The 17,748-nt window shown below is 61.2% G+C and carries 13 protein-coding genes; 2 read left to right on the forward strand and 11 right to left on the reverse strand.

Annotated features, from left to right (window positions below; translation table 11 throughout):
• Positions 1 to 10 precede the first annotated feature (10 nt).
• The gene (locus F6X42_RS07495; protein WP_187633583.1) at positions 11 to 793 is read left to right on the forward strand and encodes an SDR family oxidoreductase; all 783 of its coding nucleotides are present in this window, start codon (positions 11 to 13) and stop codon (positions 791 to 793) included.
• Between the two features lie 134 nt (positions 794 to 927).
• On the opposite strand, the gene F6X42_RS07500 is transcribed toward F6X42_RS07495, so the two are convergent.
• The 4 genes from F6X42_RS07500 to F6X42_RS07515 form a co-directional block, all read right to left on the reverse strand.
• Positions 928 to 3,408 carry an efflux RND transporter permease subunit gene (locus tag F6X42_RS07500; protein WP_187633584.1) on the reverse strand — a complete coding sequence of 827 codons (2,481 nt, stop codon included), beginning with the start codon at positions 3,406 to 3,408 and terminating at the stop codon, positions 928 to 930.
• Between the two features lie 12 nt (positions 3,409 to 3,420).
• Positions 3,421 to 4,485: a WD40/YVTN/BNR-like repeat-containing protein gene (locus F6X42_RS07505; RefSeq protein ID WP_187633585.1), complete on the reverse strand. Its 1,065-nt coding sequence runs from the start codon at positions 4,483 to 4,485 to the stop codon at positions 3,421 to 3,423.
• A gap of 303 nt (positions 4,486 to 4,788) precedes the next feature.
• The gene (locus F6X42_RS07510) at positions 4,789 to 6,138 is read right to left on the reverse strand and encodes a DUF1329 domain-containing protein (RefSeq protein WP_312892538.1); all 1,350 of its coding nucleotides are present in this window, start codon (positions 6,136 to 6,138) and stop codon (positions 4,789 to 4,791) included.
• Positions 6,139 to 6,152: 14 nt separating this feature from the next.
• Positions 6,153 to 7,850: a DUF1302 domain-containing protein gene (locus F6X42_RS07515; RefSeq protein ID WP_246530007.1), complete on the reverse strand. Its 1,698-nt coding sequence runs from the start codon at positions 7,848 to 7,850 to the stop codon at positions 6,153 to 6,155.
• A gap of 1,308 nt (positions 7,851 to 9,158) precedes the next feature.
• Here F6X42_RS07515 and F6X42_RS07520 point away from each other — a divergent pair.
• Positions 9,159 to 9,818 (forward strand): TetR/AcrR family transcriptional regulator, encoded by a 660-nt coding sequence (locus tag F6X42_RS07520; RefSeq protein ID WP_187633586.1) that lies wholly within the window; start codon positions 9,159 to 9,161, stop codon positions 9,816 to 9,818.
• Positions 9,819 to 9,961: 143 nt separating this feature from the next.
• Here F6X42_RS07520 and F6X42_RS07525 read toward each other — a convergent pair whose 3' ends face one another.
• From F6X42_RS07525 to F6X42_RS07555, 7 genes are all read right to left on the reverse strand, one after another.
• Entirely contained in the window at positions 9,962 to 11,191 is a 1,230-nt protein-coding gene (locus F6X42_RS07525; protein ID WP_187633587.1) for a cytochrome P450, read from the reverse strand.
• A 71-nt stretch (positions 11,192 to 11,262) separates the two neighbouring features.
• Entirely contained in the window at positions 11,263 to 12,396 is a 1,134-nt protein-coding gene (locus tag F6X42_RS07530; protein WP_187633588.1) for an acyl-CoA dehydrogenase family protein, read from the reverse strand.
• A 9-nt stretch (positions 12,397 to 12,405) separates the two neighbouring features.
• The gene (locus tag F6X42_RS07535) at positions 12,406 to 13,614 is read right to left on the reverse strand and encodes an acyl-CoA dehydrogenase family protein (RefSeq protein WP_187633589.1); all 1,209 of its coding nucleotides are present in this window, start codon (positions 13,612 to 13,614) and stop codon (positions 12,406 to 12,408) included.
• A gap of 54 nt (positions 13,615 to 13,668) precedes the next feature.
• Positions 13,669 to 14,538 (reverse strand): MaoC/PaaZ C-terminal domain-containing protein, encoded by an 870-nt coding sequence (locus F6X42_RS07540; RefSeq protein ID WP_187633590.1) that lies wholly within the window; start codon positions 14,536 to 14,538, stop codon positions 13,669 to 13,671.
• Between the two features lie 19 nt (positions 14,539 to 14,557).
• Positions 14,558 to 15,364 (reverse strand): enoyl-CoA hydratase, encoded by an 807-nt coding sequence (locus F6X42_RS07545; protein WP_187633591.1) that lies wholly within the window; start codon positions 15,362 to 15,364, stop codon positions 14,558 to 14,560.
• 16 nt (positions 15,365 to 15,380) lie between these two features.
• Complete coding sequence (locus F6X42_RS07550; protein ID WP_187633592.1) at positions 15,381 to 16,547, reverse strand: acyl-CoA dehydrogenase family protein; 1,167 nt, start codon at positions 16,545 to 16,547, stop codon at positions 15,381 to 15,383.
• 34 nt (positions 16,548 to 16,581) lie between these two features.
• A complete protein-coding gene (locus F6X42_RS07555; RefSeq protein ID WP_187633593.1) occupies positions 16,582 to 17,736 on the reverse strand; it encodes an acyl-CoA dehydrogenase family protein in 1,155 nt (384 codons plus the stop codon).
• Positions 17,737 to 17,748 lie beyond the last annotated feature (12 nt).

Genomic DNA, 17,748 nt, shown 5'->3' on the forward strand with positions numbered 1-17,748 from the left:
GAGTCAGACTATGAAACTGTTTTCACTGGAAGGACAGATTGCGCTCGTCACCGGCGCGTCGCGCGGTCTCGGCTTTGCCATGGCGTCCGCGTTGGCATCGGCCGGTGCGACCGTCATCCTCTGCGCGCGTTCGCGCACAAGCCTCGAAACCGCCGCGGAATCGATTCGCAAAGCGGGCGGCGACGTCGATATCGAACCGTTCGACCTCACCGATCAGAACGCAATCCGAAACGGCGTTCGCAACGTCCTTGCGCGCCACGGACGCATCGACGTACTGCTCAACAACGCGGGCATTTGCGAGTGGAGCGATTTTTTCGAGTCGAACGTAGACATGTGGCAACGAACGATGGATACCAACGTCACGGCCGCATACCTGCTCGCGCAGGAAGTGGCGCGCCCCATGATCGAACGCGGACACGGACGCATCATCAACGTCGGGTCCTATGTGTCGGTGCTCGGCCGCGAGAAGCTTCAAGCGTATGTGGCGAGCAAACACGCCGTTGCCGGACTCACGAAATCGCTCGGCGCAGAGCTGGGTCGGCACGGCGTTCGTTGCAACGGCATCTGCCCCGGCTACTTCCTCACCGATATGGCCGAGCCCGTCACGTCGAATCCGCAAATGAAGGAGATCGTGCGCTCGCATATCTCCGTTGGCCGCTGGGGAAACCCCGAAGAACTCGGTGGCGTCGCCGTGTTTCTCGCCTCCGAGGCAAGCTCCTACATGAACGGGCAAATGCTGATGGTCGACGGCGGGGTTTCGGAGATCCTGAGCTTCCCGATGTCCGTCGTGTAGAAAAGCGAGAGGCGCTCGCCCTAACGCGCCGATTGAGTTGAACACAGACTGGCCCGCTATCCCGGCGGATCGCGGGCCAGTTCTTTTGTACCGCGGACGGTGCCGCGCGCAAAGCGGCACGCGTTACAGCACCGCTACCGCAGCGTCACCTCGCCGTTACGGGCTTCGACGTTCGCGGGACCGGCCGCGGCGCTCTTCGCCACCGCCTTACGCGATATTCCTTGCAACAGGAAATGCGACAGCGCCGGAATGAGGATCAGCGCGCCGATCATGTTCCACAGGAACATGAACGTGAGCAAGATGCCCATGTCGGCCTGGAACTTGATCGGGGAGAACGTCCATGTCACGACGCCGGCAGCCAGCGTTACGCCGACCAGCGCCACGACCTTGCCCGTGAACTGCACCGCATGGCGATAAGCTACGCGCAGCGGTTGCCCGGCACGCTGATACGCGAGCTGCACGCTCAGCAGATAGAGTGCATAGTCGACGCCAATCCCCACGCCCAATGCAATCACAGGCAGCGTCGCCACTTTCACGCCGATGCCGAGCTTGACCATCAGCGCCTCGCACAGCACCGAAGTGATCCCGAGCGGCACGACGGCGACCACGACAGCGCGCCAGCTGCGGAATGTGATGAAGCACAGCAAAATCACCGCCGCATACACCATGAACAGCATGGTGCGATTCGCTTTCGCGACGACCACGTTCGTCACCGCATCGATACCCGCCGAGCCGGCAACCATCAGGAACTGGTGATCGGCGTCGCTGTGGGCTTTCGCGAATGCTTCCGCGGCCTCCATGACGCGCGACAGCGTCGCGGCTTTGTGATCGGTCAGATAGGCAATGACGGGCGCCGTGCCGCAAGTTTGGCTCAGCAGATCGGGATGATCGAGCAGGATTTGCCACACCGTCTTATTTACGATCGAAGGCACGCGGTCTATCGTGTACCACTTCGGGTAGCCCTCGTAAAAGCCCGCCGTTACCCAGCGCGCGAGGCCGCCGACCGACGTCGTCGTCTGCACGCCCGGTACCCCGCGTAGTGTGGTTTCGAGTCGGTCGGCTTCGAGCACGAGCGGGAAGTTGTTGGCGTCGCAAGTGCCGTGCGACGACTTGCCGACCACGACGAAAAGGTCGCTCGACAGGCCGAAATGCGCATTGGTGTACGCGTTGTCGAGGTTGTAGCGCGAGTCCGGCCTGAGTTCCGGCGCGCCCGAATCGAGGTCGCCGATCTGCAGATGCTGGCTGATCGACCAGCCGGCCACCGTGAGTGCCGCAGCGCAAACGATCGCACCCACGGCCCAGCGCCGTTCAGTGAAGCGGTCGAGCAGATTCCACAGCGCGCCCGCCGACGAGGTGCCGCGTGCGTCGTTCTGTTCGCCGCGCACACTACGTCGTGCAGCCGAGGGACTTACGCCAACATAGGAGAGTAGTACCGGCAGTAGCAGCAGATTCGTGAACACCAGCACGCCCACGCCAACGCTCGCCGTGAACGCAAGATCCTTGATCACCGGAATGTCGATGACCATCAGCACGGCGAAGCCAACCACGTCCGCGAGCAACGCCGTAAGACCGGCGAGAAAGAGCCGCCGGAACGTGTAGCGCGCCGCTACATAGCGATGCGTTCCGCGCCCAATGTCCTGCGTGATCCCGTTCATCTTCTGTGCGCCATGCGACACGCCGATAGCGAAAACGAGGAACGGCACCAGCACCGAATAGGGATCCAGCACATAGCCGAGCGTGCGAATGATGCCGAGCTGCCAGATCACCGCAATCAGCGAACACGCCACCACTAGCAATGTGCTGCGATAGCAGCGCGTGTAGAGAAAGATCACGCCGAGGGCGATCGCCGCGGCCACGCCGAAGTACATCGCCACCAGCTTGAGACCGTCGATCAGGTCGCCGATCAGCTTCGCGAAGCCCACCACGTGCACGTGCACCTCGCCGTGACCCTCGTTCTTGATGACCTCGTCGATCTGGTGTGAAAGCTTGGCGTAGTCGAGCGGTTTGCCGGTATCGGCATAATGATCGAGCAGCGGTAGCTGGATCATGCTCGAATGCAGATCATTCGATACGATGCTGCCCACGATGTTGGCGCGCGCGACGTTCGTTCGTAGCTGTCCGATAGCCTGCGCGGACGCGTCGAACCCGTCCGGCATCACCGGTCCGCCCGCAAAGCCGCGCTCGGTGACCACATTCCAGCGAACAATCGGCATCCAGATCGACTTCACGCCAGGACGATCGACGCCCGGAATCAGGAACAACGCATCATTGATACGCCGCAGCGCGGCGAGATACTTCGGATCATAAATGTCGCCCGAGGGATTCTCGACGACGATCCGAAGCGAATTGCCGAGGCCTTTCAGGTCCGCCTTGTTGGCGAGATAGTTCCTGATGTACGGATGCGACAGCGGAATCATCTTCTCGAAGCTCGCATTCACCTCGAGCCGCAGCGCCTGGAACCCTAGCACCGCGGTGATGATCGCGCATATGACGATGAGCCAGGGACGGCGGTTGAAGATCAACCGTTCAAGCGCGTTGCCTGACTGTGAATCGAACTGGGCAAGATCTGCCACGACGGGCATCTTGTCGAATTGGGCATTGTTACCGCCAGCCATGTCTGCTCCCCCTTAGTGCGACTTCGACAATGTGATCCGCGACAGGCCGGCCGCGCCGGCCAGCACCGCGGTGTCGCCGCGCAGCGCCATGGCGAAGATGCCGCCCGGCTGGCTCGCGCCGAGTGTATGAAACGTTGCCCCCTGGTCGACGCTCTCGAGCAGCTCGCCCGCCTGGGTCGCGAGAATAAGGTGACCGTTCGGCAGTTCAGCCGAAGCGAGAATGCTCGCGCCGGTCGGCAGCGTGATCTTGTCCCAGGTCGCGCCGCCGTCGGTGGAGCGATACGCGTTGCCGAGCAGACCGTAGACGATCATCGCGTTGTGCGTGGAAGCGAGACCGAAGAAGCTACCCTTCGACGGTGTAGGCACCGCGACGAAACGCTGCTTGTCGGCATCGAGCTTGAGCAGCAGCCCCTGTTCGCCCGCGATATAAAGCGTGCCGTTGATACGGCGCATCGCATGCAGGTTCAACGCGTTGGGATTGTCAACTCGATCGAACCAGGGCACCCAGCTCTTGCCACCGTCGTCGGTGTGAAAAATGATGTTGAACGAACCGATGACCCAGCCGGAACGCTCGTCATCGAACCAGACGTCGAGGAACGGACGGCCTCCATGGTCTGCTTCGAAGCGCTCGGCCTCTTCGCGCGATGCCTTGAGATCGGGTGAATCGCCCTGTTGCTTCGCGTAGTACTCGCTCATCAGCCTGGCCGCCTGCTGGCCGTCGAGCTGTCGCGCCCAGCTATTGCCACCGTCGGTGGTATGGAGCACCTCGCCGTCGTGTCCGACGGCCCAGCCCAGCGCGGCCGACTTGAACGTAACGGCCACCAGATCGGAACTCACCGGCACCTGTACCTGGCGCCAGTGCATGGCCGCGTCGTCCGATACGAGAATTGCTCCGCGCGGACCCACCGCGACCAGGCGCTGTCCGGCCTGCGCCAGCGCCATCAGCGGTTCATGCGCGGCCTGCGGGTTGATGACGGCGGGCGAGCGCATCGGGTCGGCGAATTCGGCATAGACCGACCCGCTCGCGGCGCATGCCGCGGCGGCGAGTGCCAGCCAGCGAAACAGGGTCTTGCGCATTGTGTCTCCTTCACAGTAACTGGCGATCGATCACGCGAACAGTCCTGAGCTTTTTATGAAAACTTCTTTGTGCGCCGTGCCATAGCCGGCACGGCGCACGTGCTGCGCTCCTTCCTCGTGCCCTTAATCAATATCCGGTGCTTCTTCAAAACTGTCTCCGTTTCCAGATTGATCCAATACCAAAAGCGAACAACACTACTTTCGATGCGCACGACTCAAACCCGCCCCTGCTGGTGATGCGTCCCGCCAGGCAAGCCGGGCGGGACGCATCACTCAATACCTCATCCTCAACTCGGCGCGCAATTAGCGCACACCCGCGGATTGCATACGCTCCGGCGTGAAGTAGTCGTTCGAGAAGTTCACGTTGAAGAAAATCCCGGGCGAGTCCGCCGGATGGCTGCCGAAGATATAAATGCCGCTGTTGAAGTCGTAGAACCAGTTGCCGAGCGAATACGGCACCTTGTAGTCATACGCTGGAACCGTGGTCTCAAAGCCGGCGCGATAGAGCTTGCCGGACTGGTCATAGGCATCCATCATTCCCCCGCCGCCATCCTCGTCGAAGTACAGCGTCTTCTTGCTGTAGATGTGACGCGCACCCGGCTTGAGCGTCAACTCCACGACCCATACGCGGTGCAGCTCCCACCGGACATAATCGGGATTCACGAAATGCGGCGTGGTGATCTTGCTGGCCGGCGTGTCGTACTGCTGCTTGTAGTCGTTGTACGGAATGTACATTTCCTTCTTGCCGACCAGCTTCGCGTTCCAGCGATCGATCTTGCCGTAGAACAACTGGATGTCGTCCATCGTGATCGCGCCGGAATAGCCGGGGTTCGGCGTGTCGTAGGCGAGATCGGGCGCCACGCGCACGCGGCGTTGGCCTGGGTTGTATTCCCATGATTGCTGATCGTGATCGGCCGAATCCGTGAAGTACCAGAAGAGCGACGTGTCGCCAATCAGGCGGGCCGGTGACGCGTAGTCGTTATATACCTGATACCAGATCGCGAGGGGACCCTTCTTGCGAAACTCCGCTTCGTACTTCGGCTCGAAATACGGAAACTGCAGCGAGCTCTTGAACTGCGCAGCAAGAATCGGCGTGCCGCTCGAATCGACGAGCCACGTCTTCACGTTGTTTTTCTGGGCCGTTCCGACGTAGCGCATTTCCCAGTCCCACAGCGCCTCCTGTCCGTTTTTCGGCACCGGGAACGGCTTGCCGCCGAACGCCCCATCGACATAAAGGCCATTTTTTTCGAGCTTGGCACTTTCCGCGTCCTTTTCCGAGTTCTGAAGGTACCAGTCCGGATACGAAACCGAGCGGTGCGTCGGGTAAATGTCCATCCGGTAAGTCGGATAGCGCTTGAACAGCTCGATCGAGGCGGCGCTCAGTTTGTCGGTGTATTGCTGATAGTTCTGAGCCGTGATTTGCAGAACCGGCTTTTCACCAGGAAACGGGTCGGCCCATTTTCCGGAGTCGGCCTTGAACCCGGTCGGAAAGTCCTTGATGCCCCCCGTGTATGCGGGAATCGTGCCGTCCTTGTTGCCGGCAATTTCCGCTCCGAACGGCGTGGTCCCACTCTCGATTGCCAGCGTATACGGTGAGGCCCAAACCGCGGCGAGTATCGCCAGCGCCTTAAGAAGCTTTGGGAATCTTTTCACACGTGCCTCCATCATCAAAACGTTGTCTGATAGGTGATGCCGATCCACGACTTGTCGCTGTACGGTGCACCGAGCGCCGTCGCGGCTCCCGCCGTTGAGTACCCCTTCTTGTTCAGGTAGTAGGTGTAGGTAATGTCCACCTCATGCTTGTTGTAGATCGTGAAATCAAGCCCGATCACGAAGGTGTTCTGCCCCTGTGCTTCGGCCGCTGGCGCGATGACAGATGAGTAGCCCTTCAGATTCAGATTAACGAACAGTGGCATCGTCAAATCAACCCCAGGGAAAACCTGATACCACTGCGGGCTCGCACCAATGCCGATCCCGGCCCAGAAGCGCGTCGAGCAGTTGTTAAACGCGGAGTTGCCCGATGCCGAACATTGGCCCGTGGTGTCATAGCTGGAATTGGCAAAGTTCCGCGCATTCGATTGCACGCTTAGCAGCTGGTTGAACGCGAATTCCGCCTGCAGGAACATGTTGTCCCACACGGGCGTCTTGCCGAACGACTGCGTGACGTTCAGCAGGCCGTGCAGCGTGCGACCCGTCGGCGCATCATTGACGGTCGTCGTGTTCACGGCGTTCAGTGGCATATTCCAGCGATACGACAGCTCGCCTGCCACTGCCGCGCTGCCGATCGCACTGTTGAAGCCAGCGCCGATCAGGTTCACGTCGTTGCCGTACTTCGCCGTAACACCAGGAAGGTTGGTGCCTGGGAAGAGTTCCGGTCCGGCACCCGGGAGTAGCACCGCCGCCCATGGCATCTTCATCGCGAAGTGGCGGTACGTGAATTCATAGGTCGTTGCGATCGAATCGACGCGCCACTTGCCGTCGATGCCGAAATCGCCGATCTGGCCTTTGGTCGGCGCGATGCGCGGAATCGCGAATGTGCCCAGCCCCGGAATGTTTTGGTAGCTGGCGATCGGAGGGCCGTAAAGAATAGGATCCGCGCCGCCGAAATACGTGCCGCCTTCAGGCAGCCGATCGTGATTCCATTCGAACGTGTACTGTGCGCCGAGGGAGAACGTGTCGGTAATGTTCGTCGTCACGTTGGCCTGAGCCGTCGGCAACACGATTTCCTTCAGCGAAGCGCTCGGGCTTTGCGTCAGTTTCATCAGGTCGAGCGGCTGCTGACCGATGGCCACCGAGTTCGCGCCCCCCAGCGTGGCAAACGCCGACTGCCCCCAGGTGACCGCAGTCCGGCCGAGCTTGACGTTGACCGAGTGACCACCGAGGTCAAACGTGTGGAACACGAACGCATCACGCAGCTCGGCGCTCGGCCCCTGGTAGTACTTCTTGACGTAGCTGGTGTACTCGTTATTCGGATAGTTCGGAGGAAATGCAGGATTGCTCGTATTGTGATTCTTGAACGTCGGGTCGTACCACGCGTCCATACTGATGCGGAAGCCGGTCGTTTCCTTGTACTTGAAATCGAATTCGCTGTAGAGGTTCAGCATCGACTGGATCGTGCTGAACTTCGGTGTCGACAGATCGCCTTCGTCGTAGGTCGGGCTGTTCGTGTAGAAGTGGCTCGGGTTCTGAAGCCGGATGTCGTAGTCCGCACGCAACGTGTTGTCCCATTCCATGTCGATGTCCGGGTTCGGCACATCGAAGTGGAAGGCGTTGGCGTTCGCGCTCCACAACCCGCACGCTGCAGCGATGCAGGTCGCGTGCACGCCAAGGCTGATCGCACTTGGCTTTAGAGTCTTCTGTTTCATGCGTCTCCTCTTGTCTTTGTCGAGCTGCCGCAGGAAGGGCCCAAGGCCGTTGGACTGCCGCAGACTTTTGCAATGAAGCGAAACCGGCCTCCCTACCTCGTCAGCATCGCGTCTCAGATCCTTCCAACCGCGTCACCAGAATGCGAATGCTGTTCGGAAAGATAAACGCTCGAAACTCGACTGTCAACGCTCGCTCACCCCTAAGTGATGCAATTTTCCGAACGACTTTCTAAATGCGGGGTAAACGTGGATTTGAGTTCGTTGATGAACTCGAAGCGGTCCGCGCATGGCCAGAATCGCACTGGTGCCCAATGCGTGCAGAGTGCGTGACGCTGACGAGACAGTGGTGACGCTTCCATTGGCGAGGTGTCCGCTTCGACTGCGCAGATTGGCGATGCAAACCATGGATGGCTTTCGGAAAACCGTCAGAGCGGATGATGAATCGATAGGCAGGCCGGACGCAGCGCGAAAGCAGGACGCAGCGCGAAAGCAGGACGAATCGCGGAAGCAGCCGAAAACGCTTGTGCGATCGGATCAGTTTCCTTGGCAGTCCTTTTGTACAGGCTGGTCATGGACCGCGATCAGACGAATCCCTTATCCCGTTGCTGCGTAGAAGTGCCTTTCTGGTTTGCGGGGAGGAGGCGGGAACACGCGCCATGCCCCGTCGTCGTGCCGAAAGAAGAATATCGCGAAAGCGTTCTCAGCGGCGGACGACCGCGCAAGTACACATTTCGTCTGGCCTGAATTTGCGAAAGTGCATCGGGTGATGTGCACCGAGGTGGTTGCAGTGGGCGCAATCCACTTGTCGATCAGCGAACGCAAAGAACTTTCCCCAAGCTTCATGTCCAGCTCCTTCTACCGCCCTGTGCGCGCTGCTGACATCACAACCGCGAACGCATATTGGCGACGCTAACCAGCCAACCCCAAACCCTGCGTATTTGCTGCTTCGGCTCGCGACACAGCGGGAATGGCCGGGTTCCGACGTAATGTGTCGGTTGACTAAATACTAGTAGTCAGCCGACCCATTATCAAGCCCAGATGACACCAGGGGAAATGCTGGTATGGACAAACCTACCCTTTATTCCGGTAGGATGTGTGATGTCGCGAGTGACGTGATCAGACTTTATCTAAAAGCTAATTAGTCGGAAGACGCATATTTATTCGTCATCTGACTATCATCAGATTAATGCCGGCGCTGCCCGATCAGGATCGAACGTCGCTCGTATCACGTAGGGCATAGCCCGCAGATACACATCCCGGACTGGCAAACAAGCGCGAGGACAGCAGACGCCAAGGAGAGCACAACAGATGAAAGACCTGACCATCTCATCGGCAGACCTCGGCAACACCGCAGCAGACGGGCCCAAACGGCGCGGGAACAGAACGACCCGCGTGCCCGCCATCATCGAAGTGGCGATCGAGGTCTTCGCATCCGAAGGTAACGCTGGTTTCACTCAACGCCGCATCGCCAGCGAGGCAGGGATTCGACTGAGGACCTTGCAGCACTACTTCAGCACCCGCGAAGAACTATTGCGGGCCACGATCGAGGCATACACGGACCGCTATTTCGAGCACTATCGGACGATCGCCGAAGACAGATCCCGGCCACCGGAGGCGCGACTGGATGTCATCGTCGACGAGGCGTTCTCTGTACTGACGGCAAACGGCGGAAATCGCGTTAGCGCCTTTGTGCTGGAATCCTGGAGTCTGGCAGAGCATGAGCCCTTTCTGCATGCCCTGATGGCGAAATCTACTGCGGATTTTCAGGGTCTCCTGGCGGAACTGATCGCGCAGATCAACCCAACCTTGCCCTCGGGAGAATGCACGTTGCGCGGCGCCCTACTCCTTTCACATCTGCAAGGTCTGGTCGTCTTTCTTCGCCGGTCCGACGCTGACACAGTTAATGCGGACTCGTTCCGTCACGCCATGAAGGTCGTCTGGCGAGCGATGAGCAAAGCGTCTCCATAAAACTGCAGGGCAGGTGCCTGGGCCAGGGTCGCGCCCAAATGGAGCGGTCGGCGCGCGCCATCTGACGCGCGCACCGAGCCGCTGACCGCCTTCCAGCGCCGCACGTAGGCGCAACGGCTCACTCAGGCCATGGCGACCGATCGTCAGCGGACCACCTCCCAGACAAGGGGCAAGTGGTACAGCGTGCCGTTCACACCTCCGTGCACACCCGCCTTCTCGCCAGGCTTGATCTGGAAATCCGGAATGCGTTTGAGCCACTCTTGAAGGAAAACCTTCAACTCCACGCGTGCAAGGAACGAGCCGGGACAACGATGCGCACCATTTCCGAACGTCGAATGAATCGGCGTGGGGCGAGTGAAATCGACGTTCAGCGGATCGTCGAACTTTCGGTCGTCCAGACCGTGCAGCGTAGTCGGCATGATGATCATGTCGCCCGCCTTCATAGGTACGCCCTTGTACTCGAAATCGTGTGTGATTCGCCGCCCTTGATTGACCACCGGGAAACGTCGCAGAAGCTCGTCCACGGCCTTCTGCGTCAGATCAGGGTTGTCGATGAGCTGCTTGCGGTGGGCCGGGCTGCCGGCGAGGAACCGCGCGATAAAGCCCATTGCCGAGGCAACCGTGTCGAGGCCGCCGATCAGCACGAGACCACAAAGCCCGCGCACTTCTTCGTCGGTGAGCGAGCGCCCGTCTATTTTCGAATGGACGATCTTGCTGATCAGGTCGTCACCCGGGTTCGCGCGGCGTTCCGCAATCTTCACTCCCAGGTACTGGAAAATCGCACCCAGCGCCTGGAGCTTCTCGTTGGCATCGACCGGTCGGACCATCTTGTCGGCGAGGCCGAGCAAGTACTCGCGATCCTCAACGGGCAACGCAACCATGTTCATGAAAATGCCGATCGGCAGATGCTGCGCAAAGCCCGATACGAATTCCACCTCGCCGTTGGGATAAAAGCCCTCGATCAGTTCGATCGCCATTTCGCGCGCCTTCTCCTCGAGCTTGCCGATCGCCTGCGGCATGAACGCTGGCGCGATCAGCGCGCGATAGGCAGTGTGCTGCGGAGGATCGAAGAAGATCGGCGGCAACGGTTGATGCTCGACCAGCGGCACCGTGAGCTGCTTCGACGAGAAATTCTCGTAGTCCTTGAGGATGTGATAGATGTCATCACCGCGCGTCGCGACCCAGTGTCCGCCGTTGCGGGGTGTCCACAGAATGTCGGGAATGCCTTCGGCATGCAATCGCTTGAGCGACAGATGGTAGTCGTCTTCAGCACCCGGCGGATTGTAGATATCGATGTCGAACACTCGCTCAGGCGATACGTGCGCGGGAACCGGCGTCAGCTCCGGAGTCGCGCCATGATCAGCTACTGACATCAGTTGTCTCCTTTCTTCAAATCGACCGGTATGGGCCGTCGTAACCGTTGTTCTGGTTTGCTTAACTGCAATTAGAGGAACGCGCCGTACAGCTCGATATGGTGTTCGGTGTTTCCCCAAGTCATGTCGATGCAGGTGAGCCGCTTCACGTACCACCCCACCGCCAGTTCGTCCGTCATGCCCATCCCGCCGTGCAGTTGCACCGCTTGCTGCGCGACGAAGCGTGCACTACGGCCAATCAGCGCCTTTGCGGCAGTCACAGCACGATGGGCTTCCAGCTCGTCGTCATCGCCAAGTTTCGCCGCGGCAAAGTAGACCATCGATCTCGCCTGCTCTACGGCCGTCAAAATATCGGCGGCGCGATGCTGCAGCGCCTGGAACTTGCCGATCGGCGAACCGAACTGCTTTCGCGTGCGCAGGTATTCAAAGGTCAGATCGGTCAGCCGCGACATCGCGCCCACCGCTTCCGCGCACAGCGCGAAAATGCCTTGATCGACGGTCCACTCGAGCAAGGGATAGCCCTGATCGATGGCGCCGATCACAGCCTGTGCATCGACGCGCACGCCGTCCAGCACCACCTCGGCGACACGCTGCCCGTCGAGTGCCGGAAAACCTTTGACGCTGACGCCTTGCGTTCGCGCATCGACCGCGAACAGCGTGATGCCGTGCTTGTCGGTCTGCTCGCCTGCGGTGCGCGCCGAAACCAGCAGAAGGTCCGCGCTATCGCCATGCAGTACGACGCCTTTGCGCCCATTCAGGATGAACCCGTCGGGCGTTGGCTCGGCCCTCATCGCAACATTCCACAAATCGAAACGCGCGCCCGGTTCAAGCGTCGCCAGCGCGGTCTTCAGGCTGCCGTCCGCGATACCAGCCAGCCACGCCGCCTTGCGCGCCTCGTGTCCCGCGCGCCCGATCAGCTTCGCGCCGATTACGGCCGTCGAAACGAACGGCTCCAGTACGAGTCCACGCCCGAAGGCCTCCATCACGAGCATGGTCTCGACCGGGCCCGTGTCGAGGCCGCCATGATCCTGCGGCACGTTCAGCGCCAACACGCCCATTTCGGCGAGCGTAGACCAGTGCGCAGTCGACCAGCCCTCGGGAGTGGCGGCGAGACGGCGCCTCGCCTCGAAGTCGTACTCCTTTTCGACGAAACGGCCGACGACGTCGGCCAGCATCTGTTGCTCTTCAACCAGCGTGAAGTCCATGGCGTGTCCTCAGATGCCGAGCGCCTGTTTGGCGATGATGTTTTTCTGCACTTCCGTCGAACCGCCGTAGATCGAAATCTTCCGCCAGTCCAGATAATGCGCGGCCAGCGCGTTGAGCAGCTCGCCGTTCGCGGTTTCGCCGCGCCAGTCGGCCTCCAGCGCTGCGCTCACAAAGGGCACCGCATAGGGGCCTGCGCACTCCATGATCAGCTCCGTCAACTCCTGCTGAATCTCGGACCCGCGGATCTTCAGCACCGAAGCTTCCGGTCCGATAGGACGTCCCGCGGTCTCGGCCGAGACGACGCGCAGAAGCGACCATTCGTGAGCGATCAAATCGATTTCCACCCTGGCAATGCGATCGCGAAAGCGGAGGTCCTCGATGAGCGGCTTGCCGTGCTTACGCTCGGTGCTGGCAATCTCCTTCAGACGCCGCATGAAACGCTTGCAGTTGCCAAGCCCGGCGATGTTGGTTCGCTCGTGCCCGAGCAGATACTTGGCGATCGACCAGCCGCGATGCTCTTCGCCGACGAGATTGCTCACCGGCACTTCCACATTGTCGAAGAACACTTCGTTGACGTCGTGGCCGCCATCGAGCGTGCGGATGGGTCTGACAGTGATACCCGGCGTCGCCATATCGATCAGCAGGAACGAGATACCCTCCTGTGGCCGGCCGCTGCCATCGGTGCGGACAAGGCAGAAAATCCAGTTCGCCCATTGCGCGAACGAGGTCCAGATCTTCTGGCCGTTGACGACGTAAAACGATTGACTGTCGCGCTCGACCCGGTCCGCACGAGTCTTGAGCGACGCCAGATCGGACCCCGCTCCCGGCTCGGAGTAACCCTGACACCACCAGTCTGCCATCGAGATGATGCGCGGCAGGAACCGTTCGCGCTGTGCGTCGGTGCCGAATTTCTGGATCACGGGTCCAACCATCGAAAGGCCGAACGGCATCTGGCGCGGCGCGCCGGCGGTGAAGCATTCCTCGTCGAAAATGTTGCGCTGCGCGGCGTTCCACGCGGCGCCGCCGAACTGCGCCGGCCACGCCGGGGCGCCCCATCCGTTGTCAGCCAGAATGCGTTGCCAGCGCACATAGTCTTCGCGTGGCACATGGCGGAAGTTCAGCACCCGTTCACGAATCTCGTCGGGCAAATGTGTCGCGACGAATTCGCGCACCGTGGCGCGAAATTCCTTGTCGGCGGGACTCTCTTTCAGGTCCATCGTCAGGCTCCAGTCGCGGCCCGGCAAAGCGCATTGGCGCCGCCGGGCGCGGATTCAGGCGATTTCCACGATACCGTTGTTCAGCACTGCCACATCGCGTGCGTCGACGCGCGCGCGCAGATGCAGGCGCGTGTCACTGTCCCGCCAGAACTGAAAACGCACTTCTTCGCCCGGGTATACCGGCGAAGTCAACCGCAAGGCGAGTCGCTTCAGACGCGCTGCATCGTTGCCCGCGAACGTGCGGATCGCCGCATAACCCGCCATACCGTAGGTCGCGAGGCCGTGAAGAATGGGCCGGCTGAAGCCGGCCTTCGACGCCACCTCCGGGTCCGCATGCAGCGGGTTGGCATCACCCGACAGGCGATAGATCAACGCAGCGTGGGCACCGGTCGAAAAGACGTACTCCGCATCCGGTGCGCGCTCCGGCACAGCGGGAAGCGCTTCGGGCGGCGCATCGCTCGTGCCCGACTCCGCACTGAACCCGCCGTCGCCGCGCAGAAAGGACACCTGTCGCACTTCGGCGAGTTGCTCGCCCGTCGAGGCGTCGATGATGTCACGCTTGAGCTCGACGATCGCGCCCTTGCCTGCGCCCTTGTCCGAGATGCGGCTCACGCGCGTCTTGCTGACGATGGTCGCTGCAACCGGCATCGGACGCACGAAACGAACGTCCTGCTCACCGTGCACGAGCTTCAGGTAGTCGATGCCCGTGCGCGGATCGCGCATCCACGATTTCGGCCACGCGAACGCGGCCGCGCAGGTCGGCATCGCTTGCAGGTCCTTTTCGTAAACGTAGCGCAGTTGTTCGGCGTCCAGCGGGTCTGCGCCCAGTCCGAGACCCAGCGAGTACAGCATCACGTCGCGCTCGCTGTACGTCTGCGTGACATCTTCGATAGGCCAGTTCTTGACGACTTCGTAGTTCAGCATGAGGCAGTCCTGTATGTGCTCAGTAGTCGGTGAAGTTGGGCTTGCGCTTCTCCAGGAAGCTCGCCATGCCTTCCTTGTAGTCATCGCCCTGGTTGGCGATCGGCATGTCCAACCCGGCGTGCATCACCGCCTCATGGGGCGTCTGGAACGGCACCTCCCAGACCTGTTCCTTCATGATGCGCATCGAGCGCGGTGAGCAGTACTCGGCCATTTCTCGCGCGTAGGCGTAGGTCTGCTCGGCCAGTTTGTCCGCCGGAATTGCCCGATTCACGAGTCCCATCCGTTCGGCTTCGCGCCCCTTGATCTTGCGTCCCGACAGCAGCAGGTCGAGCGCATGCGCCTGGCCTACGTGGCGTGCGAGTATCCAGGCCATGCCGTACTCCGCGCTCAGACCGCGGCGCGCGAATGCTGTCGTCATGGTGGCGTCTTCCGACGCAAACCGGATGTCGCAGAAGAGCGCGTGAATCAGCCCAATGCCGACGGTCGCGCCGTTGAGCATCGCGATCACCGGCTTCGGTATGGCCGGGTAATACGAGCAGCGCGTCTGCCAGTCGGCGCGCTTGCGCATGTCGAACGGGCGCGGCAACTTCGTCATCAGCGCGGCGGGGTCGCCGCCGAAGCTGTGGATATCGCCGCCCGCGCAAAACGCCTTGCCCGCGCCGGTGAAAACGATCACGCGCACGCCATGGTCCGAGCCCGCCGCCTGCATCGCCTCGTACACTTCGGTCGCCACCTGGTCGTTCCAGGTGTTCATGTGTTCCGGACGGTTCAGCGTGATCGTCGCTACACGGTCCTTGACGTCGTACAGAATGGTCTCGAAGCGCATCAGATCCCTCCAAAGCTCAGAATGAACGCGGCAGGTCGAGCACGTGCTCGGCGACGTAGGACAGAATCAGGTTCGTCGAAATCGGCGCCACCTGATAGAGCCGGGTTTCGCGGAACTTGCGCTCGACATCGTATTCGCAGGCGAAACCGAAGCCGCCATGGGTCTGCAGACAGGCATTCGCCGCTTTCCACGAAGCCGTGGCCGCGAGATGCTTCGCCATGTTCGCTTCCGCGCCGCACGGCTGATGATTGTCGAACAGTTCGCAGGCCTTGTAGCGCATCAGATCCGCCGCGCGCACGTCGATGTAGGCCTCGGCGATCGGGAACTGGATGCCCTGGTTCATGCCGATGGGCCGGTCGAACACGATACGCTCGCTGGCGTACTTCGACGCGCGCTCGACGAACCAGTAGCCGTCGCCGATGCACTCGGCCGCGATCAGTGCGCGCTCGGCGTTCAGTCCGTCGAGGATGTACTTGAAGCCCTTGCCTTCCTCGCCGATCAGGTTCTCTTCGGGAATCTCCAGATTGTCGAAGAACAGTTCGTTCGTCTCGTGATTGACCATGTTCGGAATCGGCCGCACGGTCAGCCCATTGCCGATGGCCTGATGCAGGTCCACGAGAAAGCACGACAGCCCGTCCGACTTTTTCTTCACGTCCGACAACGGCGTGGTGCGTGCGAGCAGGATCATCATGTCCGAATGCTGCACGCGCGAAATCCATACTTTCTGGCCATTGACCACGTAGCGGCCGTCTTTCTTCACGGCGGTGGTCTTAAGCTTCGTGGTGTCCGTTCCCGTGGTCGGCTCCGTCACGCCCATCGACTGCAGGCGCAGTTCGCCGCAAGCGATCTTCGGAAGGTACTTGCGCTTTTGTGCTTCCGAGCCGTTACGCAAGAGCGTATTCATGTTGTACATTTGACCGTGACAGAACCCGGAGTTGCCGCCGTTGCGGTTGATCTCCTCCATGATCACGGACGCCTCGGTCAAGCCGAGACCTGAACCGCCATACTCCTGAGGGATCAGCGCGGCCATCCAGCCGGCCTTCGTCAGCGCGTCCACAAACGCCTCGGGATAGACACGCTCGTGATCGATGCGGCGCCAGTACTCGTCGGGGTACGCCTTCGAGAGGTCACGCAAGGCGTCGCGCAGTTCCTGATATTGATCGGGTGGGGAAATTCGGCTCATGAATGGTTTCCGTTTTCTTGACTGGACGCGCGGCTCACGCTGCTGCACCGATCAGTCCGCCGGCATTGGCGAGCTGGGTCAGATGATGTTCGGTCGAACCGAACTGGATGTCGATCACGCTCAGGCGTCTCAGGTAGTGGCCAATCCTGCACTCTTCAGTCATCCCGATGCCGCCGTGCAGTTGCACGCCTTGCTGACCCACGAAGCGGCCCGAGCGTCCGATCTGCACTTTCGCCGCCGACATACTGCGATCGCGTTCCGCCGCGTCCGGCTCCTCGCTCATCATGGTCGCGAAGAGCGCCATGCTGCGCGCCTGCTCCACCATGACGAGCATGTCGACTGCACGATGCTGGAGCGCCTGGAATGATCCGATAGGCACCCCGAATTGCTTGCGGACCTTCAGGTACTCCACGGTTTCCTCGTGCGCGGCGGCCATCGCGCCCACGGCTTCCGCGCTCACTGCCGCGATCGCGTGCGCAACGACCGTTTCGATCAGCGGCAACGCAGCGCCCGCCACGCCCAGAACGTCGCTGTCTGGAACGCGCACCCCCGACAACTCGACGTCGGCCGCATGCAGCCGGTCTTGCGTCGGATACGAGTGGCGCGTCACGCCCTGCGCGTCGGCCCTGACCACGAACAGCCCGATGCCGTCACGCTCGCGCCTGCCGCCGGACACGCGCGCCGACACCACCAGAACATCGGCGCTGCCGCCGTGGAGCACAACGCGCTTGGCGCCGTCGAGCACCCAGCCGGTGGCTTCGCGCCGTGCGGTGGTCGCAACGTCCGCGAGGTCGTACCGCGCCTGCGCCTCGCTGTGCGCGAACGCCATCTGCAACTCGCCTTGCGCAATCCGCGGCAGAATCGCCGCGCGTTGCGCCGCGTTGCCGCCAAGCCGCACCAAGCCGCCGCCCAGCACGACCGTCGCCAGATAGGGTTCGACCGCGAGAGCGCGGCCCAACGCCTCCATCACGATCATCGTTTCGACAGGGCCGCAGTTGCTGCCGCCGTACTCCTCGTCAAACGAAAGGCCCAACAAACCCATGTCGGCGTAACGCGCCCAAAGCTCGCGGCTGAAACCGTCCGGCTCAGCGAGATACTTCGCGCGCTGTTCGAACCCGTACTCGTCTTTGACGAGCCGCTCGACGCTGTCCTTGAGCATGCGTTGTTCATCGGTGAAATCAAAGTCCATATCTGATGGTTC

It is taken from the genome of Paraburkholderia podalyriae (genome assembly GCF_014397785.1).
GTDB classification, from domain to species: domain Bacteria; phylum Pseudomonadota; class Gammaproteobacteria; order Burkholderiales; family Burkholderiaceae; genus Paraburkholderia; species Paraburkholderia podalyriae.

What these genes read in the sequence shown, in the direction of transcription:
- F6X42_RS07495 (WP_187633583.1), top strand. Translation starts at nt 11, where the DNA reads ATGAAACTGTTTTCACTGGAAGGACAGATTGCGCTCGTCACCGGCGCG.
- F6X42_RS07500 (WP_187633584.1), bottom strand. Translation starts at nt 3,408, where the DNA reads ATGGCTGGCGGTAACAATGCCCAATTCGACAAGATGCCCGTCGTGGCA.
- F6X42_RS07505 (WP_187633585.1), bottom strand. Translation starts at nt 4,485, where the DNA reads ATGCGCAAGACCCTGTTTCGCTGGCTGGCACTCGCCGCCGCGGCATGC.
- F6X42_RS07515 (WP_246530007.1), bottom strand. Translation starts at nt 7,850, where the DNA reads ATGAAACAGAAGACTCTAAAGCCAAGTGCGATCAGCCTTGGCGTGCAC.
- F6X42_RS07520 (WP_187633586.1), top strand. Translation starts at nt 9,159, where the DNA reads ATGAAAGACCTGACCATCTCATCGGCAGACCTCGGCAACACCGCAGCA.
- F6X42_RS07525 (WP_187633587.1), bottom strand. Translation starts at nt 11,191, where the DNA reads ATGTCAGTAGCTGATCATGGCGCGACTCCGGAGCTGACGCCGGTTCCC.
- F6X42_RS07530 (WP_187633588.1), bottom strand. Translation starts at nt 12,396, where the DNA reads ATGGACTTCACGCTGGTTGAAGAGCAACAGATGCTGGCCGACGTCGTC.
- F6X42_RS07535 (WP_187633589.1), bottom strand. Translation starts at nt 13,614, where the DNA reads ATGGACCTGAAAGAGAGTCCCGCCGACAAGGAATTTCGCGCCACGGTG.
- F6X42_RS07540 (WP_187633590.1), bottom strand. Translation starts at nt 14,538, where the DNA reads ATGCTGAACTACGAAGTCGTCAAGAACTGGCCTATCGAAGATGTCACG.
- F6X42_RS07545 (WP_187633591.1), bottom strand. Translation starts at nt 15,364, where the DNA reads ATGCGCTTCGAGACCATTCTGTACGACGTCAAGGACCGTGTAGCGACG.
- F6X42_RS07550 (WP_187633592.1), bottom strand. Translation starts at nt 16,547, where the DNA reads ATGAGCCGAATTTCCCCACCCGATCAATATCAGGAACTGCGCGACGCC.
- F6X42_RS07555 (WP_187633593.1), bottom strand. Translation starts at nt 17,736, where the DNA reads ATGGACTTTGATTTCACCGATGAACAACGCATGCTCAAGGACAGCGTC.